The organism is Roseovarius sp. MMSF_3281 (genome assembly GCF_030733685.1).
Taxonomy (GTDB): domain Bacteria; phylum Pseudomonadota; class Alphaproteobacteria; order Rhodobacterales; family Rhodobacteraceae; genus Roseovarius.
In genome coordinates this window covers 63,562-88,542 of record NZ_JASHIM010000009.1, presented here as the reverse complement: position 1 = coordinate 88,542, position 24,981 = coordinate 63,562, and the positions used below count along the sequence as shown (strand labels likewise).

Annotated in this window: 26 protein-coding genes; 7 read left to right on the top strand and 19 right to left on the bottom strand. The window is 56.2% G+C overall.

What is annotated here, in order from left to right; translation table 11 throughout:
* The first annotated feature begins 220 nt into the window (after positions 1–220).
* Positions 221–631, top strand: coding sequence for a PaaI family thioesterase (locus RBB32_RS10905; RefSeq protein ID WP_371931045.1), 411 nt, complete (start codon positions 221–223; stop codon positions 629–631).
* 48 nt (positions 632–679) lie between these two features.
* On the opposite strand, the gene folD is transcribed toward RBB32_RS10905, so the two are convergent.
* The 13 genes from folD to RBB32_RS10840 form a co-directional block, all read right to left on the bottom strand.
* Positions 680–1,582: a bifunctional methylenetetrahydrofolate dehydrogenase/methenyltetrahydrofolate cyclohydrolase FolD gene (gene folD / locus RBB32_RS10900; RefSeq protein ID WP_306152737.1), complete on the bottom strand. Its 903-nt coding sequence runs from the start codon at positions 1,580–1,582 to the stop codon at positions 680–682.
* Between the two features lie 89 nt (positions 1,583–1,671).
* Positions 1,672–3,348 (bottom strand): formate--tetrahydrofolate ligase, encoded by a 1,677-nt coding sequence (locus RBB32_RS10895; protein WP_306152736.1) that lies wholly within the window; start codon positions 3,346–3,348, stop codon positions 1,672–1,674.
* Between the two features lie 276 nt (positions 3,349–3,624).
* Complete coding sequence (locus tag RBB32_RS10890) at positions 3,625–4,224, bottom strand: MOSC domain-containing protein (protein WP_306152735.1); 600 nt, start codon at positions 4,222–4,224, stop codon at positions 3,625–3,627.
* A 92-nt stretch (positions 4,225–4,316) separates the two neighbouring features.
* Positions 4,317–4,997 (bottom strand): methyltransferase domain-containing protein, encoded by a 681-nt coding sequence (locus RBB32_RS10885; RefSeq protein ID WP_306152784.1) that lies wholly within the window; start codon positions 4,995–4,997, stop codon positions 4,317–4,319.
* 110 nt (positions 4,998–5,107) lie between these two features.
* Positions 5,108–7,033, bottom strand: coding sequence for an ATP-dependent zinc metalloprotease FtsH (gene ftsH, locus RBB32_RS10880; protein WP_306152734.1), 1,926 nt, complete (start codon positions 7,031–7,033; stop codon positions 5,108–5,110).
* Positions 7,034–7,112: 79 nt separating this feature from the next.
* Positions 7,113–8,372: a tRNA lysidine(34) synthetase TilS gene (tilS, locus tag RBB32_RS10875; RefSeq protein ID WP_306152733.1), complete on the bottom strand. Its 1,260-nt coding sequence runs from the start codon at positions 8,370–8,372 to the stop codon at positions 7,113–7,115.
* A complete protein-coding gene (gene ybgF / locus RBB32_RS10870) occupies positions 8,363–9,205 on the bottom strand; it encodes a tol-pal system protein YbgF (RefSeq protein WP_306152732.1) in 843 nt (280 codons plus the stop codon). The genes tilS and ybgF overlap by 10 nt, the downstream gene beginning before the upstream one ends.
* Before the next feature lie 22 nt (positions 9,206–9,227).
* Positions 9,228–9,737 carry a peptidoglycan-associated lipoprotein Pal gene (gene pal / locus RBB32_RS10865; protein ID WP_306152731.1) on the bottom strand — a complete coding sequence of 170 codons (510 nt, stop codon included), beginning with the start codon at positions 9,735–9,737 and terminating at the stop codon, positions 9,228–9,230.
* Between the two features lie 88 nt (positions 9,738–9,825).
* Positions 9,826–11,148, bottom strand: coding sequence for a Tol-Pal system beta propeller repeat protein TolB (gene tolB, locus RBB32_RS10860; RefSeq protein WP_306152730.1), 1,323 nt, complete (start codon positions 11,146–11,148; stop codon positions 9,826–9,828).
* The gene (locus tag RBB32_RS10855) at positions 11,145–12,248 is read right to left on the bottom strand and encodes an energy transducer TonB (RefSeq protein ID WP_306152729.1); all 1,104 of its coding nucleotides are present in this window, start codon (positions 12,246–12,248) and stop codon (positions 11,145–11,147) included. Before RBB32_RS10855 ends, tolB begins: the two co-directional genes overlap by 4 nt.
* A 9-nt stretch (positions 12,249–12,257) precedes the next feature.
* Positions 12,258–12,734 carry a protein TolR gene (tolR, locus tag RBB32_RS10850; protein WP_306152728.1) on the bottom strand — a complete coding sequence of 159 codons (477 nt, stop codon included), beginning with the start codon at positions 12,732–12,734 and terminating at the stop codon, positions 12,258–12,260.
* Positions 12,735–12,737: 3 nt separating this feature from the next.
* Positions 12,738–13,433 carry a protein TolQ gene (gene tolQ, locus RBB32_RS10845; RefSeq protein WP_306152727.1) on the bottom strand — a complete coding sequence of 232 codons (696 nt, stop codon included), beginning with the start codon at positions 13,431–13,433 and terminating at the stop codon, positions 12,738–12,740.
* 169 nt (positions 13,434–13,602) lie between these two features.
* Complete coding sequence (locus tag RBB32_RS10840) at positions 13,603–14,337, bottom strand: response regulator transcription factor (RefSeq protein ID WP_306152726.1); 735 nt, start codon at positions 14,335–14,337, stop codon at positions 13,603–13,605.
* Between the two features lie 267 nt (positions 14,338–14,604).
* Between RBB32_RS10840 and RBB32_RS10835 the strand changes: the two genes are divergently transcribed.
* Positions 14,605–15,315 (top strand): peroxiredoxin, encoded by a 711-nt coding sequence (locus RBB32_RS10835; RefSeq protein WP_306152725.1) that lies wholly within the window; start codon positions 14,605–14,607, stop codon positions 15,313–15,315.
* Between the two features lie 30 nt (positions 15,316–15,345).
* Here RBB32_RS10835 and ybgC read toward each other — a convergent pair whose 3' ends face one another.
* Positions 15,346–15,744, bottom strand: a complete 399-nt coding sequence (ybgC, locus tag RBB32_RS10830) for a tol-pal system-associated acyl-CoA thioesterase (RefSeq protein WP_306152724.1) — start codon at positions 15,742–15,744, stop codon at positions 15,346–15,348.
* Positions 15,745–15,928: 184 nt separating this feature from the next.
* Here ybgC and RBB32_RS10825 point away from each other — a divergent pair, with 184 nt between their 5' ends.
* Positions 15,929–17,191, top strand: a complete 1,263-nt coding sequence (locus tag RBB32_RS10825) for a tyrosine-type recombinase/integrase (RefSeq protein ID WP_306152723.1) — start codon at positions 15,929–15,931, stop codon at positions 17,189–17,191.
* A gap of 40 nt (positions 17,192–17,231) precedes the next feature.
* Here the strand turns inward: RBB32_RS10825 and RBB32_RS10820 are convergent, their stop codons facing one another.
* Both RBB32_RS10820 and RBB32_RS10815 read right to left on the bottom strand, forming a co-directional pair.
* Positions 17,232–17,450 (bottom strand): hypothetical protein, encoded by a 219-nt coding sequence (locus RBB32_RS10820; protein ID WP_306152722.1) that lies wholly within the window; start codon positions 17,448–17,450, stop codon positions 17,232–17,234.
* Positions 17,447–17,629, bottom strand: coding sequence for a hypothetical protein (locus tag RBB32_RS10815; RefSeq protein WP_306152721.1), 183 nt, complete (start codon positions 17,627–17,629; stop codon positions 17,447–17,449). Before RBB32_RS10815 ends, RBB32_RS10820 begins: the two co-directional genes overlap by 4 nt.
* Positions 17,630–17,868: 239 nt before the next feature.
* Between RBB32_RS10815 and RBB32_RS10810 the strand changes: the two genes are divergently transcribed.
* Positions 17,869–19,617, top strand: coding sequence for a hypothetical protein (locus RBB32_RS10810; protein WP_306152720.1), 1,749 nt, complete (start codon positions 17,869–17,871; stop codon positions 19,615–19,617).
* A 72-nt stretch (positions 19,618–19,689) separates the two neighbouring features.
* Positions 19,690–20,532 (top strand): hypothetical protein, encoded by an 843-nt coding sequence (locus RBB32_RS10805; protein ID WP_306152719.1) that lies wholly within the window; start codon positions 19,690–19,692, stop codon positions 20,530–20,532.
* 409 nt (positions 20,533–20,941) lie between these two features.
* Here the strand turns inward: RBB32_RS10805 and RBB32_RS10800 are convergent, their stop codons facing one another.
* The gene (locus tag RBB32_RS10800; protein ID WP_306152718.1) at positions 20,942–21,736 is read right to left on the bottom strand and encodes a hypothetical protein; all 795 of its coding nucleotides are present in this window, start codon (positions 21,734–21,736) and stop codon (positions 20,942–20,944) included.
* A gap of 434 nt (positions 21,737–22,170) precedes the next feature.
* Here RBB32_RS10800 and RBB32_RS10795 point away from each other — a divergent pair, with 434 nt between their 5' ends.
* Both RBB32_RS10795 and RBB32_RS10790 read left to right on the top strand, forming a co-directional pair.
* Positions 22,171–22,665, top strand: coding sequence for a hypothetical protein (locus RBB32_RS10795; protein WP_306152717.1), 495 nt, complete (start codon positions 22,171–22,173; stop codon positions 22,663–22,665).
* Positions 22,665–23,267 (top strand): recombinase family protein, encoded by a 603-nt coding sequence (locus RBB32_RS10790; RefSeq protein WP_306152716.1) that lies wholly within the window; start codon positions 22,665–22,667, stop codon positions 23,265–23,267. Before RBB32_RS10795 ends, RBB32_RS10790 begins: the two co-directional genes overlap by 1 nt.
* 137 nt (positions 23,268–23,404) lie before the next feature.
* On the opposite strand, the gene RBB32_RS10785 is transcribed toward RBB32_RS10790, so the two are convergent.
* Positions 23,405–23,824, bottom strand: coding sequence for a very short patch repair endonuclease (locus RBB32_RS10785; RefSeq protein ID WP_306152783.1), 420 nt, complete (start codon positions 23,822–23,824; stop codon positions 23,405–23,407).
* Positions 23,825–23,932: 108 nt separating this feature from the next.
* Positions 23,933–24,979, bottom strand: coding sequence for a hypothetical protein (locus RBB32_RS10780; RefSeq protein ID WP_306152715.1), 1,047 nt, complete (start codon positions 24,977–24,979; stop codon positions 23,933–23,935).
* Positions 24,980–24,981 lie beyond the last annotated feature (2 nt).

Below are 24,981 nucleotides of genomic sequence, written 5' to 3'. Positions count from 1 at the left end.
AAGCGACGCACACCCCCAGACAAACAAGGTGAAAGGATGCGTTAGTGCGGGTCTCGACTCTACCAATTCTTCACGCAACCGACTTAGATACAACACCACGGCCCCTACTATTACTTTGTTTTTGAACAATATATCGTTCAACCCTACAGTGAAACACCGCCCCGATCACAATTTACGGAACGTCATTTCGAAAAAGGATCACGCCACGATGTCGCCTGACATGGAAACCAAAATCCATAACAGTTTCGCCGCACAGTCATTGATGCGCACCCTCGGGGCCGAATTGACCGCGATCACCCATGGCGGCGTCGAAATCACCGCGCCCATTCTCGACACAAGCCGCCAACAACACGGCTTTGCCCACGCGGGCCTGACCTTTTCCATCGGCGACAGCGCGGCAGGCTATGCAGCCCTTTCCACCCTGCCCGCCGATCACGAGGTTCTGACCACCGAGATGAAGATCAATCTTCTGGCCCCCGGCAAGGGCGATCACCTCGTTGCCCGGGGCAAGGTCATCAAACCCGGTCGCCGGTTGATCATCGTGCAGGCCGATGTCTTCGCTGTCGAGGGCGGCGTGGAAACACAGATTGCCCTGATGACCGGCACCATGATGCCCATCGCCCCCAAGTAAAAACCCCGCGCCATGGGCACGGGGTTTCAAACTGCAAACTCACAGGGCTTAGGCCGTCAGGCCCTCGGGCTCGGACAGGCCATTGGCACGGCAGCATGCTGTCACCGTATTGGCCAGCAGGCAGGCGATGGTCATCGGCCCCACGCCGCCCGGCACTGGCGTGATCGCCCCGGCCACCTCGGCGCAGCTTGCGAAATCGACATCGCCCACAAGGCGGGTCTTGCCTTCGCCCTTCTCGGGCGCGTCGATGCGGTTGATGCCCACGTCAATCACCGTGGCCCCCGGCTTGATCCAGTCGCCCGGCACCATTTCGGTGCGGCCCACGGCAGCCACCACGATATCGGCGCGGCGCACGACATCGGCAATATTCTTGGTCCGGCTATGGGCAATGGTCACCGTACAGCTATCGCCAAGCAAAAGCTGCGCCATCGGTTTGCCCACGATGTTCGAGCGGCCAATCACAACGGCGTCGAGGCCGGACAGGCTCCCGTGGTGATCGCGCAGCATCATCAGGCAGCCAAGCGGCGTGCAAGGCACCATGCTTTTCTGCCCCGTGCCCAACAGACCCACGTTCGAGATATGAAACCCGTCCACGTCCTTTTCGGGCGAAACCGAATTGATCACCAAATCCTCGTTCAGGTGCCCGGGCAATGGCAGCTGCACCAGGATTCCATGAACCGCCGGATCGTTGTTCAGCTTGTCGATCAGGGCCAGCAACTCCTCTTCTGAGGTATCCGCCTCCAGCTTGTGTTCATAGGAATTCATGCCCGCTTCAACGGTTTGCTTGCCCTTCGAGCGTACGTAAACCTGACTGGCCGGGTCTTCGCCCACCAGAACCACCGCCAAGCCGGGGGTGATCCCGTGCTCTTCCTTCAGGCGCGCCACATGGCCCGCCACCTTTTCCCGAACCGTGGCCGCAAAGGCCTTTCCGTCAATGATCTGCGCCGTCATGTTCCCGATCTTCCTTGGTAAACCAGTTTCCACTCAGGGAAACGCATTCGGGCCCGGCTATGCGCCGGGCCCGTGCTTTCGTCAATGCTTTAGAACAAGCCTTCGATCTGCCCGTCGTCATTCAGGCAGATTTTCTCGGCCGCAGGTGTCCGCGGCAGGCCCGGCATGGTCATGATCTCGCCGCAGACCACAACGACAAACCCGGCACCGGCACTCAGGCGCACTTCACGCACCGGAACCGAATGGCCCGTCGGCGCGCCGCGCAGGGTCGGATCGGTCGAGAAGCTGTACTGCGTTTTCGCCATGCAGACCGGCAGATTGCCATAGCCCTGATCTTCCCACAGCTTCAGCTGATCGCGGATTTTCTGATCGGCCAGAACCTCGTCCGCACGATAGATCGACTTGGCAATGCGCTCGACCTTCTCGAACAGGGGCAGGTCATCACGATAAAGCGGCGCGAATTGGCTCTGGCCGCTTTCCGCCACTTCCGCCACGCGGGTTGCCAGTTCTTCGGCACCGGCCCCACCATCGGCCCAGTGGCGGCTGACGATGGCTTCGCTGCCTTGGCTTTCGACGTATTCCTGAACCGCCTTGATCTCGGCGTCGGTGTCTTTGACGAAGTGGTTGATCGCCACGACAACCGGCACGCCAAAGGATTTCAGGTTGCCGATGTGACGGCCAAGGTTGGCGCAACCTTCCTTCACCGCATCCACGTTTTCCTCGCCAAGGTCATCCTTGGCCACGCCGCCGTTCATCTTCATCGCGCGCACGGTGGCCACCAGAACCACACAATCGGGCGCAAGGCCTGCCTTGCGGCACTTGATGTTCATGAACTTCTCGGCGCCCAGATCGGCCCCGAAACCGGCTTCGGTCACCACGTAGTCGCTGATCTTCAACGCAGTCTTCGTGGCAATGACCGAGTTACAGCCATGCGCGATGTTGGCAAACGGGCCGCCATGTACGAAGGCCGGGTTGTTTTCCAGCGTTTGAACAAGGTTCGGCTGCATCGCGTCTTTCAGAAGGACGGTCATCGCGCCTTCGGCCTTGATATCGCGGCAGTAAACCGGCGTGCGGTCGCGGCGGTAGGCCACGATCATCGCGCCCAGACGCTCTTCAAGATCCTTGAGGTCTTTGGCAAGGCACAGGATCGCCATCACTTCCGACGCCACGGTGATGTCAAAGCCACCTTCGCGCGGGAAACCGTTGGCCACGCCGCCAAGGCTCACGTTGACCTGACGCAGGGCCCGGTCGTTCATGTCGACAACGCGGCGCCATTGCACGCGGCGCACGTCGATTTCCTGCTCGTTGCCCCAGTAGATGTGGTTGTCGATCATCGCCGACAGAAGGCTGTGCGCGCTGGTGATGGCGTGGAAGTCGCCGGTGAAGTGAAGGTTCATGTCCTCCATCGGCACGACCTGCGCGTAGCCACCACCGGCGGCGCCTCCCTTCATCCCGAAGTTAGGCCCAAGGCTGGCCTCGCGGATACAGATCATCGCCTTCTTGCCGATCCGGTTCAGGCCATCGCCCAGACCTACGGTGGTGGTGGTCTTGCCTTCGCCCGCCGGGGTCGGGTTGATCGCGGTGACAAGGATCAGCTTGCCGGTCTCATTGCCCTGGACCGAGTTGATATAGTCCTGGCTTACCTTGGCCTTGTCATGGCCATAGGGCAGCAGGTGTTCACTGGGAATGCCCAGTTTGTCACCAACCTCTTGGATCGGCTTCTTGTTGGCTTCGCGCGCAATTTCGATATCGGACTTGTAGCTCATGGTCATTCCTCTGCTGGCCGCCCGGCGGTTTTCACTACCCCGCCTATAGCGGCACAACGACCTTTAGCAGATTGCGAATCCGACATATCCCGCCCCTCTTGCGGCGGCATGCCGCAGCAGCGTTTCGTTTCGGAAACGCAACGTCACGCTTGGGGCAAAGTTTCCCAAAGGCACCGCTTGCCCGCCGCCTAAGGCGTTTCGCGAAACGCGATGCTTCGCTCAATCGTTGCACGCGTTCCGCCTTTCGCCGATGCCTCGGGTTAAAGGCGGAACGCTTTAGGCCCCGCGCGCCGCCGCCAGATGCGGCCAAACCGGTTGATCCGGGATATGCAGGCGCATGACATCGCCCACCCGCAAGATCCCTTCGCGCTCAACCCAGGCGGTGATCCCACGCCGCCCTTGGGCCGCGGTCTTGAAGGCCTTGCCAAAACCGGGGGCGTCCTCGTCAATCACCTTGGCGGGCAAATGGCAGGGGCGGTTTTCCATATCCACAACCAATGTCGTGCCCTCCGCGCTTTGCAACCGTGACGAGGGCGGCACATGGGTAAAATCGGGTATCCCCTCCAGAACAAGCGAGGCCCCGACCCAAGCCGGGTCAAGTCGCTCCACCCCCATATCCTGCGCAATCGCGGCCAATTCCTCGGACGACAAGACCGAGAACTGCCGCACGTTGCGAATTTCCGTGCCCTTCGGGTACTGCGCCACCACCCGGCTGCACGATGGGCGCGTCAGGCCCGCATGCTCCTCCCCGTCGACACCGGCATAGGTTGCCATGACCTCTGACAGGCCACTGGCCCGCAGGCTGGACGCCCGGTCGTCAACCCGGCCCAGCCAAGTGATCGTCGCGGTGAAATCGGTGGGAATAAGTGCCGGCATCTGTCGCCCCTATGCAGATCGAACAAAGGCCACCTTCGCCGGAGGCCTGCGAAGGGTCAAATGACAAAATGTGATTGGCTCCATCACCCGCTTCAGACGGTCAGCGTAAAGAACATCCGCCGGAACGGGAACAGGACCGAACCATCGGCGCGCACCGGATAGGCCGAGTGCATCACATCCTCATAGCGGCGGATGATCTCGGCCTTCTCCTCGGGGTCCAACACCTCAAGAATCGGCCGCGCATAGGTGCTTTCGGTAAAGCGCCGCACCGGGTGACTGCCCTTCTCGGCCATCAGACGTTGGAAATACTCGGTCTCCCACAGGCGGAACTGCCCCAGCGGCGACAGCAACTCATCGTATTTCACCGGCGACATGACACCGGGTGTACCCATCTTCTCCACCCGTCCGGGGAACAACTCCTCGGCAAGGCTTAGCCACACGCGATGCGACGGGGCCTTGTTCTGATGCGGCATTTGCACGGCAAGCGTCCCGCCCTTGCCTAGCATTCCGGCCAAGCGCGGCATAAGCTTTTCATGCTCACCCACCCAATGCAGCGCCGCGTTCGAAATCATCAAACCCGGCGCACGGCGCGGGTGCCACTCGCGTATATCGGCCTGTTGCAGGCTGTCGTATTCCGCCACCCCGCGCGCCTTTTCCAGCATCGCGGGCGAGGCATCCACCCCGACCAGATCACGACCGGCGGCCCGGGCCTTCAAGGCCGACCCAAGCGCACCGTTGCCACAGCCCAGATCAACAACATCCCCTGCTCCCATCTGGCCAACCCCATTCAGCAGGTCCAGACCGGGGCGCAGGCGCAAATCCCCGAACCTTGCATAGGCCCGGGGATTCCAATCGGCACTTTTCACTTGGCCGCTCATTTGGCTCAGGCCGACGGCTCGGGCTCGGGCCCGCCATCCCCCAAGCCCGGGTTGGATTTGGGCTTGGTCTTCGGGACCGCCGTCAGTGACTGTTTCTCGTCCTTCTCGGGCGATCCGTCATTGTCATCCCCGGATTCGGGTGGTTCACCCTTGATCACGCGCTGAATCTCTTCGCCGGTCAGGGTCTCGTATTCCAACAGGCCCTGCGCCAGACGCTCCCATTCCTGCTTGCGCTCGGTCAGGATGCTGTAGGCCCGTTCATAGGCCTCGTCGATCATGCGCTTCACTTCTTCCTCGATCAACTCCTTGGTATGGGCCGAGATCGAGAAGCCCCCGGCACCATTGCCCATATAGCCTTCGTGCGCCTGTTCGTAATCGACATTGCCGACACGATCCGACATCCCCCAGCGCAAGACCATCGCCCGCGCAAGGCCACTGGCCTGCTGAATGTCACCGGCGGGGCCGTTGCTGACATTGTCCTCGCCATACTTGATGATCTCGGCGGCCTTGCCCGCCATGGTCATGGCGAGTTTCTGTTCACACTCGGCCTTGTGCCAGTTCAGGCGGTCGATCTCGGGCAAACTGACCACCATGCCAAGGGCACCGCCACGGGGAATGATCGTCGCCTTGTAAACCGGGTCGCATTGCGGCAGTTCCAAACCAACAATCGCATGGCCCGCTTCGTGATAGGCCGTCTTTTCCTTTTGATCATCGGTCAAGACCATGCTGCGGCGCTCGGCCCCCATCATCACCTTGTCCTTGGCGTTCTCAAAATCTTCCATGGTCACGAACCGCCGACCGACACGCGCCGCCATAAGCGCCGCCTCGTTCGCAAGGTTGGCCAGATCGGCGCCCGAGAAACCGGGCGTCCCCCGGGCAATGATCCGCAAGTCCACATCCGGGCCCAAAGGCGTCTTGCGGGCATGCACACCCAGAATCTTTTCACGTCCCTTGATATCGGGGTTCGGCACCGTGACCTGACGGTCAAACCGGCCGGGGCGCAACAGCGCGGGGTCCAACACGTCTTTGCGGTTGGTGGCCGCGATGATGATCACGCCTTCGTTGGACTCGAACCCGTCCATTTCCACCAGCAACTGGTTAAGGGTCTGTTCACGCTCGTCATTGCCGCCGCCATAGCCCGCGCCACGATGTCGGCCCACGGCGTCGATCTCGTCGATGAAAACGATACAAGGCGCGTTTTTCTTGGCCTGCTCGAACATGTCGCGCACACGCGATGCCCCGACACCCACGAACATCTCAACGAAATCCGAGCCGGAAATGGTGAAGAACGGCACGCCCGCCTCACCGGCAATCGCCCGCGCCAGAAGGGTCTTACCCGTACCCGGAGGGCCAACAAGCAACGCGCCTTTCGGAATCTTGCCGCCTAAGCGGCTGAATTTCTGCGGATTGCGCAGGAATTCGACGATCTCTTCCAGTTCTTCCTTGGCCTCGTCGATGCCCGCCACATCGTCAAAGGTCACGCGGCCATGCTTTTCGGTCAGCATCTTGGCCTTGGACTTGCCAAAGCCCATCGCGCCGCCTTTGCCACCGCCCTGCATGCGGTTCATGAAGTAAATCCAGACACCGATCAAAAGCAGGAAGGGCAGAAGCGAAATCAGGAACGTCTGGAACCCCGATTGTTCCTGCGGCTCGGCATCCACCGGAATGCCCTTGTCGATCAGGTTCTGGGTAATCTCGGCATCCTCGGGCTTGACGGTGACGTATTCCTGCCCGTCCGCGCCACGGAACCGGACGTTTTCGCCGTCAAGGGTCACCTTGCTGACATCGCCGCCTTCCACGGCTGTCACGAATTCAGAGTAGGGAATCGATTTGCTCTGAAGCGTATTGCCCGATCCGCTGAACAGGTTGAACAGCGTCAAAATGATCAGGAAAAGCATCAGCCAGAAAGCGATGGTTCTTGCGTTGCCCAAGGAAAGTCTCCTCAAAGTTCGAATGGCGAGGGCCTATCACAGGCCACGCCTTTCTTAAATAGAGATCACAGCCACATCTTCAATGCGATAAAAACGCGGCAAAGAAATCCTCTTCGCCGCGTAAATTCGTGGCACGCCAGCCGTTTCGCAGCCCCGCAAGCGGCGCCGCAACCAGATCCGGACCACGCCAAAGCGCGGGCGAGGCCGCCAATGTGCGCAAAGGCAGCCCCGTGTCGCGCCAGTTGGGACATTGCGCAACGCCATCGGGGCCAAGCGCCGCCACATGCAGGCCCTCGGGCCACGGCCCGTCCAATTGCCAGCGCCCATCCCAAACCTCCGAGGTCTCAGACCGGATTTTGGCCACGGCATTATATTCTCGCGCAATCCTGATCTGGTCTCCTCCGACCGTGGCAAGACAGCCATGCAACGTCATGTCATTGCCCCCTCGCAGGGATTCCATAAGCAATTCCAAAGCCTTGCCGCGTGGGCCATACTCGGCCCCGCTGACCCACTTTAGCGCCTCCAAAAGAATACGCCGCTGGATTTCCTCTTGCAGGATGCGAAACTCCCGCAGGGCGATCACCAAATCCCCGGCCTCGGCCCGGATGATCCCCCGGGCCGCCACGAAGGCGTACCAATTCAAGGTCCGGCGCGCCTCGGCCAGATGCCCGGCAATGCGCGTCAGCCCGCCAACCGTCAGCCCCAGGGGTTCCAACAGTTTCAGGCTGTCGCGCGCCTTGATCCGCTCGAAATCCCGGTTTTCATTGCTGGGGTCTTCAACCCAGGCGATGCCACGGTTGCGCAAAATGTCGCGCAACGCCTCGCGCGACAGGGTCAAGGCAGGGCGGCAAAACACGGTGCCGGCATGGCGTTTGCGCGGCGACATCGCCGAAAGCCCGTCCAACCCCGATTCCCGCGCCAGACGCATGATAAAAGTTTCGGCCTGATCATTGGCAGTATGCGCCAGCGCCACCTGCGTGATGCCCCGCGCCGCGGCCCATTCGGCCATCAGGTCGTATCTGGCCCGGCGCGCCGCATCCTGAAGGTTGCCCGCGCCGTCCCAGTCCTGCCAGGTCAGAATGTCGTGCGGCACGTCCAAATCGGCACAGATTCGGCCCACCTCGCGGGCCTCGTCCGCCGCCTCGCTGCGCAAACCATGGTCCACGGTAACGGCATGCACCGATGGGCCGCCCTCTTTGGCCCATTGCGCCAAGATGGCCAATACGGCCATGGAATCACCGCCCCCCGACACCGCCACGCCCAGAACCTTGGGCGGCGCAGGCAGGAAAAAACCCGTGATTTGCTCATAGACCAAGCGGCTGTCTTGCGTCACTCGCATCCCAGATTGCGCATCGACGATTGCGCCTCGAGAACCGCATCGGACTGGGGAAAGCGCGTTTCGACCTCGGCCAGGGTTACACAGGCTTCCTCGGTCTTGCCCAAACGGCCAAGGGACCGGCCCAAACGAAACAAGGCTTGCGGGGCCACATCCCCGTTGGGGTCGGCACTGAACAAATCCAGGTAAACGCGCGCGGCCTGCGTCAATTGCCCCGCCCCTTCCAGCGACTCGCCCTGCAACAGCCCGGCTTGCCCCGTCAAAGGCCCGCCGGGATAGGTCTGGCGAAAGGCGGCGAACTTCTCGGCGGCGGCCTCGTAACTGCCCGCCTCCATCGCCGCCTTGGCCGCATCGAAATCCGATTGCTCGGCCACGGCCATCTGCGGGCCACCGGCATCGCCGCCGCTGCCCGCATCCGGCAAGACGGCACCGTCGCCCGTGGCGCCTTCGACACCACCCAGCGTCGTGCTTTCGCCCAAGGCCCCGATGTCACAGCCCTCTTCCAGCTCGCACAGCCGGAATTCCAGGTCACCGATCCGGTTGGCCCCATCCTCGGCCACGCGGCCAACCCGGAACTCCAACTCCTCGGTTTTCGAGGTCAGCCGCTGCAACTCGCCCTCGATGGCGTTCACCCGGTCCAACAGGCTGCCGCCCGAAGACAGTTGCCCGGCTCCGCCGGTGGTGTTCAACTCGCGCTTCAGCTTCTGGATCTCGACGTAAAGCACCGACAATTCCTGCCGGATATCGGCAAGCGTCTCGGTACGGTCCTGCGCCGCCCCAAGGCTTGGCAGGGTGACCAGCACACAAACCCCGAGAATACGAACAAACCGCTTCATGGCCGCCCCTCCACTCGGATCATCAGCTTGTCGGAACCACTGAAATCACGGTCACGGCCCGACGGTTCTTGGCATAGCACGCCTCGCTGCTGCAAATCTCGATCGGGCGTTCCTTACCATAGCTCACAACCTTCAACCGCGAGGGCGCGACGCCCTTGCTGACAAGGTATTCCTGAACCGAATTAGCCCGCCGCGCGCCCAGCGCAAGGTTATATTCCCGCGTGCCCTGCTCGTCGGCATGGCCTTCGATGATGGCGGTGTAATCGGCGTTGTTCATCAACCACTGCGCCTGCCCATCCAGCGTGCCCATGGCCGCCGGGCTTAGCCTGGATTGATCCACCGCGAAAAGCACCCGATCGCCGATCGCCTGCTCGAAGTACAGCGGCGAATTGGGGTCCTGTGCACTGCCCCGCGCCCCCCCGCCTGCACCATTCAGGTCTACGGTATTGGTGTCATCGAAACGGTCCGCGTTGGTACAGGCGGCCAATGCCAGACCCGCACAAAGAAGTACCGCTTTTCCCAGATATGTCATGTCGTTCGCCCCACTCGTTTGTCTGTCGTTGCGCTCAATTTCGTTCTACCACAGGCCGCGCGCCTTGGAAACGCGCAGAAATCCCGATCTAGTCTTGCAATGGCGACCACGCCGGATCGCTCGCGCCGGTGCTGGTGGGCACCTGACGCGGATTTCGCCCGGTGATATCCACCGTGTAAAGGCTCGCCTGGCCCTGTGCGCCCTGGGTTTCGCGGGTGAACATGATCACCCGCCCATTTGGCGCCCATGTCGGCCCCTCATCCAGGAACGAGGCGGTCAAAAGCCGCTCTTCGCTGCCGTCGGTGCGCATCACCCCGATATGAAACCGGCCTTTGGATTGCTTGGTAAAGGCGATCAGATCACCCCGCGGCGACCAGACGGGTGTGCCATAGCGCCCCTGCCCAAAGCTGATCCGCTGTGCCTCGCCGCCCCCGGCGGGCATGACGTAAATCTGCGGCACGCCCGAACGGTCCGACTCGAAAACGATCTGGCTGCCATCGGGGCTGAAACTCGGCGCGGTTTCAATCGACGGAGCACTGGTCAGGCGCGTATTGGCCCCGGTGTTCACATCCATCCGGTAAAGGTCGGTATTACCGCCGCGTGTCACCGAATAGACCACCGTTTTCCCATCCGGGCCAAAGCGCGGCGCGAAACTCATGGTGCCATCCTGGCTTTCCAGGACACGGCGCTGCACGCTGCCCACATCCAACAGGTAAATCCGCGGGAACCCGCTTTCATAGCTGGTGTAAAGCACCCGGTCGCCGTTGGGCGAAAACCGTGGGGCCAAGACGATAGACGAACTATCGGTCAGGTATTTCACATTGGCCCCGTCATAATCCATGATCGCCAGCCGCTTTTGCCGCGCGTCCTTCGGACCGGTTTCCGAAACAAAGACCACCCGACTGTCGAAATAGGGCGCCTCGCCGGTGATCCGGCTATAGACCTGATCGGCCACCTTATGCGCGATCCGGCGCCACCCGGCCTGAGTGCCCACCAGTTGCAGGCCATCGCCCATCTCTTGCCCGGCAAAAACATCGAACAGGCGGAAACGCACAATCACCTTGCCGCCCTCGTCCACACTCACCGACCCGGTGATCAAAGCCTGGGCATTGATCGCCTTCCAATCGGCAAACTGCACCGGGCTGGAAAAACTGGTGATCTGGCTGATGAAGGCGTCGGGCTGAATCTCGCGAAACAGTCCCGTGCCCGACAAATCCGCCGCGATGACATTGGCGATCTGTCGGCCCAACTCGGCCCCCGCTGCATTATCTGAAACGAAATCCGGGGCGGCAAAGGGCATCGGTTCGATCACGCCCTCGGTAATCTCGATCCGTAACGGCCCGTCTTGTGCCGTCGCCGGGGCGGCCCAAAGCAAACATGCCAACAAGAGGCTCAGTACATACCGTATCATTTGATCCTCATCCTCTCCGGATTGAATGTCATTTCAATATCACGCCAATGATCGTATTTCTCGACCGGCAAATCGAAACCGCCCGATCCACAGCGGATAATTGCCCGGCGCGCGGCCTCGAAGGCCTGTTGCGCCGCCGCGCCGCTCCCGCCGGACGCACTCAGCATCTCGATTGAACTGGTCACGGGCTTGCCGTTCTCGGCCATCTCGACGCCAATAATCACCGTGGTGCGCAGCGCCTCGGAACTCAAGGACCCCACGTTCCAGCAATTTTGCACCGCCACGCGCAGCGCGTCCTTTTCACCCGCTGTCAGCGGCGGACCTTGCGGGGCCTCATTGCTGCTGGTTCCGCTTTGGCCCAGCGCCTCGGCCAGCGCATCGTTCACCGCGCTGTTGTCGGTCTCGGGCGCGGCTGGCTCGGCGGTTTCTGTTTCCGCAGGTTCAGGGCGCGATGGCCGACTCCGCGGCCTGACCGACTGTGCCGGGGCGGCGTTGCTTACATCGTTTTCTTCCGCCTCGGTCACGATTTCCGTGGTCGCCTCCTCGGGCGATGTCGCCTCGGATTCCTCCTCGACCACATCGGCAGGCTCTTCGCTGGGGGCCACTTCCTCGCGCTCCACCTCGTCGATCTGCACATCCGGCTCGGGCTGGACCACCGGGTCGGGGGCCACACGCGGCGCGGGCCGCGCCTGCGGCCGGGTCGATTCCTCGGGCACCAGAAGCGCCGTGTCCTCCTGCGGAATTTCCATCACGGGCGGCTCATCGCTCACCTCGGCTTGCGGCGCGGGCTCCACCGGCTCGGGCACCTCGTCGGGCGGCGGGGTCTCGGCCGCCTCCGGCTCACTGCGTTCGGGCGGCGTATCGGCCTCGCTGGTCAGCGCCGGGGCCTCGCCTTCCTGCGGCGGTTCGGGCGTGTCCACGTTGGCCACCGCCTCGGGGGTGCTTTCCCCCTGGGTCAGGGCCGCGAAATCCTCGGATGAAATCGCGGTCACTTCCGTCACCTCGAACGGCAGCGGCTCCGACTGGAACGCACCGCCGAACAGGGCAAAGGCAATCAGGCCCAGATGGCCCGCCCCGGATATGACCTGTCCGGTGTTCAAAGCCGTCCCCTAGCCGTCCTGCTCATCAAGACGCGGCCCGCCAGTATCGGTAACAAGCCCGATATTGCCAAAACCGCCCCGGTTCAGCGCGCCCATCACCTGCATCACATCCGAATAGGGCACCGCCCCATCGGCGCGCAGGTAAACCCGCGTGCTGTCGCGCTCGGTGGCAATCGCCCGCAGCTTGGCCACCAGTTCCTCGCGCGCCACTTCGCTGGTCTGGATCATTACCACGCCCTCGCCGGTCACAGTGACGGTCAACGGCTCTTCTTCTTCCCCCGGCAGGGCATTGGCCGCCGTCTTGGGCAGTTCCACAGGCACGCCCACCGTCATCAGGGGGGCCGCCACCATGAAGATGATCAGCAGCACAAGCATCACGTCGACAAAAGGCGTGACGTTGATCTCGGCCATGGGACGCGACCGCCCGCGCCCACGCCGCCTCCGCCCGCTGCCACCGTCGGATTTCTGAACGACACCGGCCCCCATCGCTCAGCTATCCAACTGACGGCTGAGGATGGTCGCGAACTCATCGGCAAAGGCTTCGTAACCGGCCACGATCCGATCGCTATCGGCACTCAGCTTGTTATAGAAAATCACCGCCGGAATGGCCGCCAACAGGCCAAGGCCCGTCGCCAAAAGCGCCTCGGCAATGCCGGGCGCCACAACCGCCAAATTGGTGTTCTGCTGCTCGGCGATCTCGATGAAGGCGTTCATGATGCCCCAGACCGTGCCGAACAGCCCGACGAAAGGCGCGGTTGAGCCGACAGTCGCCAGCACCGACAATCCGCTTTGCAGGTTCTCGGCCTCCTTGGCAATCGCCACATCCATGCTCCGGTCGATCCGCGCCGTGGCCCCGGCGATCAACCCGCCGTCGTTGCGATGCGACCTGCGCCATTCCATCATACCGGCGGCAAAGACCCTCTCGGATTGGCCCGACGGGTCCGGTCCGATCTCCTCGAACAACTCGTCCAAGGGCTCACCCGACCAGAAGCGCCGGTCAAACACCTCCGCCTCGCGTCGCGCCTTGCGATACAGGATGATCTTTTGAATGATGATCGACCACGCCCAGAACGACGCGATGATAAGCATCACCATAACCAGTTTTACAATAAGGGTTGCACGCGCGAATAGCGCCCACATGGAGAAATCTATCTCCTGCGCCATCGCAAGGGTTTCTGCTTCCATAAGCCTGCTCTTTTTTCCGCCTCTGGCCGTGTTTTCCGACCTTATTGAGGATGAAACTAGCCGATTTTAAAGGGGAAAGCCAACCAGAACCGCATCAAGTCGCACAATTCGGCGTGATCAATGCAGGATCAGGCGGATATTCGCCGCCTCCACAGCGCGCACTCAGCCGTCAGGCAGACTCGGCCTGCCCCTCGGGCATTTCTATCAACATGTAGCCACGCCCGTGCACTGTCTTGATGTGCTGATGCTCGACATCCCCGCCGAAAAGCTTCTGCCGCAATCGTCCTATGATCTGGTCGATCGCCCGCTCACTCATCGTCCAGCCCTCGCCACGAATGCCCTTGATGATTTGTTGACGCGTTAGAACGACATTGGTCTGAGCCGCCAGAACCAGCAGCACGTCAAGCTCCATCGGTGTCAGTTCAACGACTTGACCGTCAACGCTGACACTGCGCAGGACCGAACAGATTTCAAGCCTGTTGACACGACGCAAATACTGGTCCGGCAAGGGTCTGGCGCCCGCGTTGTTCGCCGGGGTAACCACGGTGCGCCGCAGGATCGTACGCATCCGGGCGGACAACTCGCGCGGCCTGATGGGTTTCACCATGTAATCATCGGCCCCCATTTCCAAGGCCACGACGATATCAAGCTCGTCGTCGGAATCGCCCAGAACAATGCTGCCCGCTTTCGTATGCAGCCTGAGCATGCGCGCGATCTCAACGCAATCCTTCCCCTGGCAGCGAGAGGAGATGACGCAAATATGCACACCGCTCTGCTCAACTGTTTCAAGAATGCTCTCCGCGCTGCATACCGCGATCGCCTCGAACCCCTGTTCGACCAAGTGGTCGCAAATTGCCGCCCGCGTATCGCGGTCGTCGTCCAAAACAAGGGCTCGTAGTGTCATTTCGCTGTCTTTCTTCGCGATCGGGTAACTTGCACAGGCGGACCTGACAGCGTTTGCATGATTTGAAGCCACGCTAACAAATATGAATTTTTCATCAACCGTTCGGCAAAACGCTCATACAACCCCCGGAATACCACCACAACCCAGAGTGACAAAATTGAACAAACCTGCCTAATTTCGGACACAATCTGACGCGAACACTTCAACTGTTGATTGGTGCACCCTTTTACCCCCCGATTAGATCATTGAGCTAGAGGAGTGAGCATCGTGTCTATCCAGTTCTTTGCCCCCCGCGGGCCGGGAAACGAAGTCGTCAAGATCCCGCGCGAGATGCGTAAAACAGTCAAGTGGCTGCCCCAGATCGGGGATATCTTCCCCGATTTCACGGTCGAAACCACCCAAGGCCGTCTTCGCTTCTGGGATTGGGCCGAAGGCCAATGGACACATCTCTTCAGCCACCCGGCGGCCTTCACGCCGGTCTGCACCACCGAAATCGCCTCCTTTGCCAGTCTGCAGGATCAATGGGCAAAGCACGGTGTCCAGAACCTCGCGCTTACCGGCTCGACCCTTGAAGAACAAACCAGATGGCATGACGACATCAATAGCATTTTCAATGTCAAGGTAGACTTCCCCTGCGCCCACGACCCCGGCCAGAAACTGGCCACGCTGTTCGGCATGATGCACGAAAAAGAATCCACTGAATGGAGCATTCGGAAAAGTTTTCTGATTGACCCATCCATGAAGGTGCGGATGGCCTTCGAGTATCCCATTTTCGTCGGCCGCAGCGGCGAGGAAATCCTCAGAACCCTTCAGGCCCTGCAACTTCGCGACAGAACCGGCGCCGCCACGCCCGCCGACTGGCTTGAGGGCGAGATGCAGATCGTGCCCGACGACCGCCCTGAATCGGCGGTGATCCGGGATTTCGGCACACCGTCGCTATATCTCAGCCCCTACCTGAGAGTGGCCGGCTGGACGTAACGGCATGGTCTGTGGCGGTGGCCCGCACCTTCAATGCAAACGGCGGCGCAGCCCCTCGGGCAAGCGCGCGGGCGCCCCGCCCTCGCCGATACAGACAATCGTCACCTGTGCGGCGAACAAGACCTCCTCGCCGCGCAGCACCTGCTGGTCCATGACCAACCGGGCCCCCGTTACCGCCTGCGTGGTGGTCCGAACTTCCAATTCATCGTCGAACCTGGCCGAACTCAGGTAATCCGCCTCGACCCGCCGCACGGCGAAAACCACGCCATCCTTTTCGCGCATCTCGTTCTGGTCGATGCCCATCTCGCGTACCCATGCACTGCGCGCGCGCTCGATGTATTTCAGGTAATTGGCATAATAGACGATACCGGCCATGTCGGTATCTTCGTAATAGACGCGCACTGGAAAACTGTGTGTTGCGGAACTCATCACATCAGAAGCAAGATTCTTAATTTCCTGTTTATTTTTAGACATTTACTGCTTATCTCCTATTGCCTTCCGGCTTCAAACATTTCGGAAAGCTTGCATTTTTCACTCTACCGGTGGTCACAGGTGGTCACAAGCGCTATGCAGATCTCAGATAACTCTCAACGAAAATCGACGCATAGCACACATGACTGAACGCAGAAAACTCACTGATGCATTCGCGAAAAAGCACTTCGAAGCACGCAACCCAAGGATCATTTGGGACGAAACACGAAGTGGATTTGGATTGAAAGTATATAGTAAAGGGAATGTTGAATGGATCGTAAAATATAGGGTCGGCACAGGACGGTCGGCGCGGCGGCGTCAATACAAAATCGGCCCACCGAGTTTATATTCTTGCGTTGAAGCACGTGCCTTGGCAGACGATTTTATTGTCGCCGGACGCCGAGGAGAAGACTATTGTGAGACACTCAAGACCTATAGCTCACAGCAACAAACAGATGTAGATGAACAAACTCAGTCTTTACTGCTCACCGCGTGGAAAAACGCACTTCTTTTGAACACGGACGTCACGGAGCGACACGCGAGAAGTCGAGAACGGATGTGGAAACACATTTCTGAACGCCATGGTGACTTTCTAAGAACTAAAGATCTAGACACTCCAAAAATTGCGCGCATCAGAGATGAAATGTCTGATCGGCCAGCGGAGTTTAATAAATTCCGAATGGTCCTGAATACGGTATTAGAAAACGAAGTTTATGAAGGCAGACTTCATAAAAACCCTGTGAAACGCATCAAACCTTATCCATCCCGGTTTCGTACTACGATCCTTACTGAAAAGGGTGTATCTGATTTCGTCAAATACTTTAGCGATCTGAGTAATTTCTCAAGCAATCACTATAATCACGCGCGTTATGTTTTATGTCTCCTCAAAACCGGCGTCCGACCAGCAATGCTTCGAACGCTACTAGCGGAAGACGATGAAAGCGGTAATTTTATAGATTGGACAAGAGGGGTAGTGGTCTTTCGTAATCACAAAACCGATAAAAAATCGACGGCCAAGACCGCTGAAATCCAAGTTGACCCCAAAGGTGGGGTTCTGAGAACCATGAGAGCGGCTCACGAAGACACACCACACTCAAAATACGTATTCGGATCACATGACAAACGGCAATATTTTCAGGATTTGCACATATCTGAAAAAGGCACGCTAAAGTTCTTTCGGTATCACGTAAACAAAGAAGGTTTTGAAACTGAGGGCACTGAAGAATTGGTATTGTATTCGCTCCGGCATACTTTCGGATCGACTCTCGTAAACTCCGGGATATCGATTACGCAGGTATCAAAAATCATGCTGCACAAAAACATCACAACCACCCAGCGGTATATAAAAGACACTGCTGAAATGCGGCTAGCCGTTGCCCAGAGAATTGATGAAATCATCAAGTAATCAAACCGCCCCGGCGGTTTCTGATCGTCAGCCCAAAAGGCTACATTTTTGCAGTATAGAATGCGATATCAGCGTTTGCGATATTTCGCATCGCATATGCCCGCCAAAGCGCCGCAGCGACTTTTCTATCAGCCATGCGGTCACGACGCTTAGAAGCAAACGCCGAGGCACCCGGCGGCTGCACAATCCCCTTTCCGGCAAGCTTTCGGTTCAGCATAATCCCATATGTGAACAGCATTCTGAAAAGCATCGAGATCACCCCGCATCTTCTTCATGGTTTTTGCGCGCATCGACAAAGATCGACGTCAACAAATTCTGTGATTTCTTGACCGTCTGAAGCTGCGCAATGATCGCTTTTTGAAGTTCATATTGCTCTTGAAAATAAGACTGCATCGCGCGTTTCATTTCGAGCGTTTCATCTTTTGGCATTTCTGACATGCGTTTTCCTTTCACTGGTATGGGGCCTCACTTGTACACATATGCGAGCGAGTGAAAGAAACGTTACCGCTCTCGGCGATTTACTCAGTTTTAAACAAAGTATGACAGGTCTCCAAAATAAAGGGGCCAAGAGCGTGCACCCTCGACCCCATATCGCATTGGTATGCTGTACATAACACAAACACAGTTAATAGAAAGTTTAAGTCGCGCTCTTTGTCTCAAGTAAATGGAGAACGACAATGAGTGTGATTGCGAACAAGAATGATAAGTGGCCCTCTAGTGTTGAGTACCTTGATGATGGTCCCGGCTTACATCTTGATGATGTTGATAACGAGATAGTTGGTAAGTGCGCGATACCGGCAGATTACCGCAAAAGCTTCCAAAAAAAGTGCGGTATCAAGGAGCTGACACAAGAAATCGTGCGTAAGCTCGAAGATGCCGGTGTGAACACCATGGCGGGCACACCTGCAAAGCAGGATGAAAATGGGATTTGGCACGGGCTTGTAATGGTGACGAATGTGACGCAAGAAGTGCGTCCGATTGGTAGGCTGAGGAACCTAAATGTGTTGCCGGAAAAGGCCATCAGCAATCGCAGGGAGGTTGAATACGATCTAATTGGTTGGCTTCAGAGACCAGAGAACAGCAACGCCAAGTACTTCACTATCACCGCTGGTAAGCGGAACAATATCACTTACGATCCTGCAAAGCCCGACTGCGATTGCCTTTATCAGCGATATTCTAAGTTCCGAGATGGCCTAAACTATTGGGCGAAATACATCTGCAAAATGTTCGGTGTCGAAGTGGACTTCTTGGGCTTTGAATTTCCGCGAAACGGTCTTAGCCAATACCACCTTCATGCAAATATAGTGCTGCGGATGCCCTATTTAGAGCGAGATGATTACAACAAATTCATGGCGAGAACCGAGAGTTACTTTGGCACTGAGCCGCAAGATGAAGGAGTGATCAAAGACCCGGCACGCTTTGCTCGTTACCCTTTTAAGGCCGAAACACTTGGCAGGATTTCTCCCGAGGAACTCGCTTGGCTGCACCATCAGGTACAGGGAAAGAAACTCTCGCAGCCAGTCGGCGAATTTAAGAAATACAGAACGCAATTGAAGAAAAAAGGGCTAAAATCAGTTTTGAAGGGCGGTAGAGTTTATAGATGTTCTCGTAAGTCCACCTTGTTTTTCCCGCATTCAGAGCTGATTGAAAGTGACGTTGACTCATCTCGAAATGGTGATCGAAACTCCCCAACAGACTTGAAAGATAAAAAGAAATTGGCAAGCAAGCCAAGAAAGCTGTCACGTAACATTCTCATAAGAAGAGTGAACCCTGGCTCATTCGTCAGCCCTATTTTTGAAGGAGCGGTTGTTATGTTCGGGTACGATCCACAGGCAACCGACGCGAAGTCTTTGTCTCGACTAGCAGAGTTGAGAAAGCATCAGGACAAGGATTGTAAGCGTTGGGAGCAGCGAGGCGCTCCAAAGCCATATGAAGCAAAAGCCCTACACGATCTGTTCACGACAATCCCTGAAGATGATTTATACGACTGCTATCGCGACAGTGACGGTAATCGCAGAAAGCTTTCATACAGAGAGATTCTTGACAAGCACGCGGACCAGTACAACGAATTCCTGGTCGCGCGGGCGGAAGAATACAATGAAGCTACAGTAGTTCTCTACGACACGACAACTGGGAATCAGTATGAACCGTATTCAACATATGACCAAATAGAGGTTTTAGAAGATCAAGACCCCCCTCCCAAATCCAGCAAAAGGGAGATTGATGACGCCCTAGCCATCTTCGAAACGATGGAACAACATGCAAAAACCTCAGAAAATGAGGCAACGTCTCAGGGCGATAAAAACGCCCATCCAGACTTTCTCGCGATTTTTGATGGAGAAGAGATTGAAACAGAAAAATTCCATTTCCGGGGCGAACTCGTTCAACGTGATGTACTCGAAGACTGTTTGAGGGAAACGCCCTGACTCACCAAAAAGAGAAAGAATTGCCTCGGCAACTTGGTCATTCATTCAAGATTCAGATGCTACTATGCTTTGGTGAAAATCTTGATGGGTGGAAAATTGGGTGAAAAGAAACAAAAAGAAATCCGACACAAATCGCTGTTAGATAATGCAGAGCGGTGCGTGTACTGTTCATCAACTGGGCCGTTCACTCTGGAACACATGCCTCCTATTGGAATGTTTAAGGATCGCGACCGGCCTAAGGGATGGGAATTCCCAAGTTGTGAGAGATGCAATAACGGTACAACAGGCGTAGACGCAGTAGCGCAGATGTTTGCTATGATTGAGCCTTTCAATGAGAATGCATGGAAGGTCAAAAAATTCTCAAAACTATTGAGTTCAGTGAGGAACACCGCCCCAAGTGTCTCAAAAGAATTGGCACCACCACATGCAAGAAAAGACACCATGCTTCGGGTTAATGGACTCTTGCGACCTGCGATTGAGCTGTCTGCCAATGGCCCTGAAGTCAGGCGGCATCTTCACCTGTTCTCTGAGAAAGTTGCCATGGCGGCCTTTTCAAAACTTTGTGGGCGTCCCATTGAAATGAGCGGAGTGCTGTTCACGGAGTGGTACTTAAACAAAGGTATGCCAATGGAGATGTACCATGCATGTCTAAGTATGATGCCCCTTTTCGGCCAGCTTGAACAAGGACGGAAAGTGTCACACGGACAGTTTTCTCTCAACTATAATACCGATGGGAAAGGCTTGCTTGCGTCGGTCGTTATGTTTCAAAGTTCTTTGTCTATGCTCTTATTTGCAACCGACGATGAAAAGCACGTCAAACCGCTAATAGACGCTCTAGGAGACCTTGTGGGACCTCATCGACCGACAGCGCAGTTGACGTCTCCGGGTTTGGAGAAGCTAGTCTTCTGCACCTGAAGCAAGATCCCGGTTTAAAGACAGGCGTGAGGTCTGGAGGCAAGAATCCTAAAAGAAAACGTCAGATAATGGGTTTCAGCCCCGAAGCGGACATGGGGCGAAACGGTGGGGTTCATCAGAGCAGACTTTCGCTTTGCGTCCGTTGAGTGACCGGCATGCGGGACCAAGCGGCCATAAGTCACGGCCAGCCCTTCGCCTGATCCGCTAAATGCCAGCAACATCCTTCTGTGGTGCGGCGACAGTCCGGCCCGTGCCCGAGGCTCCTTGGTTGTTTCACGCCGCCAAAGCCGCCGCCCTCCGAAATGCGTGAGGCGATCCATAGCAACGGCGAGAAGGCCGTAAAAGATTAATGTGGAAGAGAATCTGCTTGAATTGCGATATGCGAAAATGGCTTCTAAGCCATCAGGACCTAGTGACACCCAGCACGCGTTGCTGAAAGAGAAAATCCCTCGGCCTTGGGGTCAACAATTTTTACACTTTGTGGATCGCCTTCGTCGTCATGCAAGACAACGACCAAACCACCTAACGACCTTCCAAGGACCGCACCGTCGAACGAAGTGGTATCGTTACAAATCCACACACCCTCTTGTTCAAAGATCACTTCCGCTCTGGTCACACCTAACGAAAAAGCTAACGCCGCGATAGTCGTAGAGACTGTGAAACTCACCTTCTTTTCGGCGATCAATTTGAGTAGTTCCTCACTGTCGAAGGGCGGGCGAACAACCCCCAGAATTTGCCTCTTAAACCTAAAAAGAAGGAAGAACCCTCCAAAGCAGAGTATTCCGGCAATCATGAAGTATGCAAATGCACCGGCCCATCCGAGATATAGAAATGCAAATAATGCCAAGCTCAGTCCTATCGACGCATATTGCAATGCGATTGGAGATCTAGACATGACTGACCACATAAGAATTCGCGTTCTACGGCGGGAATTGTTGTCACTGCGATTTACAATGACACTCATTTGCCCAAGTAACGCCGACACGAGCATAACACACAGACGTCCAACGGCGATGGCTGCTACCAGGTCAAAAACAAGAGCGGCAAGGAACGACGCGTACATGCCAGGATCAACCAGATACAAGAATCCCGGCAAGGCATTCAGAGCGAAGCCACAAAAGGCCACGCTTGAAATCCCTAGGATCGAAGCTGCAACAACTATGAGCGGACGAATCATTTCCATAACGTGACTGAACTTACCCACGAGGGAAAGCTCCACAGAACCCTAGCAATGAGCAGATGGAGCCAACGGGAACAATGGCCCCGGCATTTGCGACACTTAGCTTGGAGGTCCGCTGTCGGGAAACCGCCCAAACTTTGCAAACCCCGCTTTCTGCGCATTACTGCCGGTCACGGCAACCGAAGTTTCACCCATCCCTCGATCCATCGTATAAGTAACGGAGGGCACACGTCAGGCAAGCTGGGAACCTTTTGTCATGTGGCAAACCCTAGATCAGCTTTGAAGTGATTAGTGACCGATTAATCTCGACATTCAGCAGACCCGCAGTGCGTTAGGGTCTACCCTTGCACCCGCACACAGAAATTCCCCTACCCGCATGCGTTAGAGTTAGTTCTTAAATTTTGTCTTAATCTGTCGTTGTTACCTAAGACCCATAAGACAAATTACGGGAGAAACAAATGCCAAAATTAACACAACCGAACGACCAGACAAAAATGCAACCGCACGAAGTCGAGGAATTCATCGACCGGTTTAATAAAATTCGGATGATACAGCCGAACATTGTCAAAACCGGTTTGTACATTTTCGAGAACATTTCTGAGGAGCCTATTTACGTTGATGAGCTTGGAGCCGAGGTCCAGCCTGGGCGTTGGCAAAATTACGATGCCGACGACGACAGTAGTCCCATACTCGAATGGTTTCCGGCGAACCGATACATATCAGATTTCGAATTCGAGCGTGATATCCGGGCCGAAGTCAGTAGTGCGATGCTGCGCAAACTTCGGACGTGCTTCGGACGTACTGGCGTTCAAATCAGCGATATGTTCGAAAGTATGCTGCAGCATTATGCAGAGGCGGGCATTTTCTTCACTGAGGATCAAGAAAAGAGCCTGAAAGATCTCATGTATGACGTCGCCAATGATGACCCACAACGGTATGCAGGCACAGAGTAATGGGTGAGAAAATTGGATACCGTCGCGTTTCGTCGCTCGACCAAAATCTTGACCGGCAAGAATTGGGCAACGTTGACAAAATTTTCGAAGAAAAACTTTCTGGGGCGTTTCGAGAGCGCCCCCAATTACGGGAAATGATCAGGTATGCGCGAGACGGAGACGAGATAGTTGTCTGGTCGATTGATCGACTTGCAAGAAATTTGAAAGATCTAACCGCTATCGTTGAAGAACTGAATGCAAAAGGCGCGGCAGTTTACTTCATCAAGAACAGTTTGCGTTTCGCACGTGATGACGACGATCCGCAATCGCGACTTCAGCTTCATATCATGAGCGCCTTCGCCGAGTTCGAGCGCGATATTCTAAAACAGCGTCAACGAGAAGGCATCCAAAAGGCGAAACAGAAAGGAAAGTACAAAGGTCGAAAGGTTCAGTATGATCATGACGAAATCGCACGTCTTATCGAAACAACAGATATGACGATCACACAGATTGCACGCGATCAGAACTGTTCAACGAAGACTGTTTATCGAGTTGCCGACGAACGTTTTGACGAAGAAATCCCAGTCGTTCGCGCGAAATATCAACTCATTCAGATCGCTTAAACGCAACTCTACACAACAGGTTTGTACATGAAGCGGATGCTTTGCGCGGGCACTCCGTTCAGAGGCGGCCTGACGCATTTCGGCCCATACCGGTCGTTCAACTAGGAACAGACATGCGGCGGTGCTGCTTCTTCAAATCAGACACCGGCGCACGTTGTCCTGTCAAATGCTAGAAATGTAGACAGTCTCCGCACAAGAAGATCTGCATCAATGGTTTCGCATTCCCAAACAACCAAATACGACCAGCCCATTTCTGTAAGTTTCTTCATCACGTCGCGGTCACGCTGAACATTTCTTTCAAATTTCGCTTGCCAAAAGTCTTGCCTTGTTTTTGGGGTCGTTGTCTTCGGGCAGCCTGGATGTCGATGCCAATAGCACCCATGAACGAAGATCACCTTTCTAAGAGGACGAAACACGATGTCTGGCCTGCCGGGCAACTTCGGTGCATGTAGCCTGTAGCGGTAGCCCATTGAGTGCAGAATTCGCCTCACGATCAGCTCCGGTTTCGTATCCTTTGCACGGATGCGAGACATGTTGAAAGAGCGTGTTGCCGACACAGAAGTCACATTGCCATCACCGTTACGTTTCCTAGTCACGCGCTTTTGTCCCTAGACTCTCTGAGGTCTTGCTTCGAACAAAATAGCCGCGCCATCGTCCACTAAGGATCACTCGTTGGCAAAGGTAAGGGTAGGTTGTCCTTGCCTGCCAAAATGAGACGAAAACCGCGCGATGATGTCCTTGATAAACGCTGGCGAAATCTGGAGAAGTGGATCACTGAATTGCTCTGAAAACCCTGCTTTCGGTACCGAAGTCAATGCTTCAAAATCCAAATAACCGCCCGCGAAAAATTCTGTCTCAGGCAGAAAATGATAAGACCCTTTGTTGTTTCGCTCCAAATTGTCCTTGAATGCTTCCCTACCTTTTTTGTTTTGTTTGTCTTGTGGAAGCTCTGAAACACAATCATCAAATGACGAAATCCTACACAGCATGAGCTTTCTGGCACTGATCTCGCCGTTAGCCCGGGTTGTCAAATCACACAGGGGTGTGAGAATAGCATAGTAGTCTCCGCTCTGCTTGGACTGAACCACGCTTCCAGTTCGTGTAATACTGTCGACAGGAGGGTGGATATAGAATTCTTCTGGAACACAGCTCTCTTCGTCCATGTCGACCATACTAATTAGATGGTTCATGACATGGCGCATCAATGCCTTTTCTGACTTTTCAGGGTCTTGCTGCCCATACCTCTTCCATGCCTCTTTTTGACTTAGCAGATTGGACTTAAACACCTGACTCAACGACTGTTCAACAAGCCCACGTCCACCCATTACCCTAGTCAAACCCGAGGCATATACTTGGCGAAAGTCTTCGAGAATTTCGATGTGATCTGCATCACCCTTTTTTTGCACGTCAATGTGCACGAACCTATCATCGGCTTCACTGGGTGTTCCGGTTAGGATTACAACTGGCATTCGAAGATTCGCCTCGCCAAAAGCCTTAAGAACCTCATTACCTTCAGCGCCTGCATCACCTAACTTCATATCAATGACAGCGCAGTCAAAGCTGCTGTCCAAAGCACTCAAAGTTTCGTTTAATGTACCAAAAGGAACGACTTCAAATTCGGTTTTGTTCTCATGGTTGAAACGAGTTACGCTTTGCATAAAGCCTTGACGGTCGCCTTCATCGTCTTCCACCAACAATAGCTTAATAGTCAAAT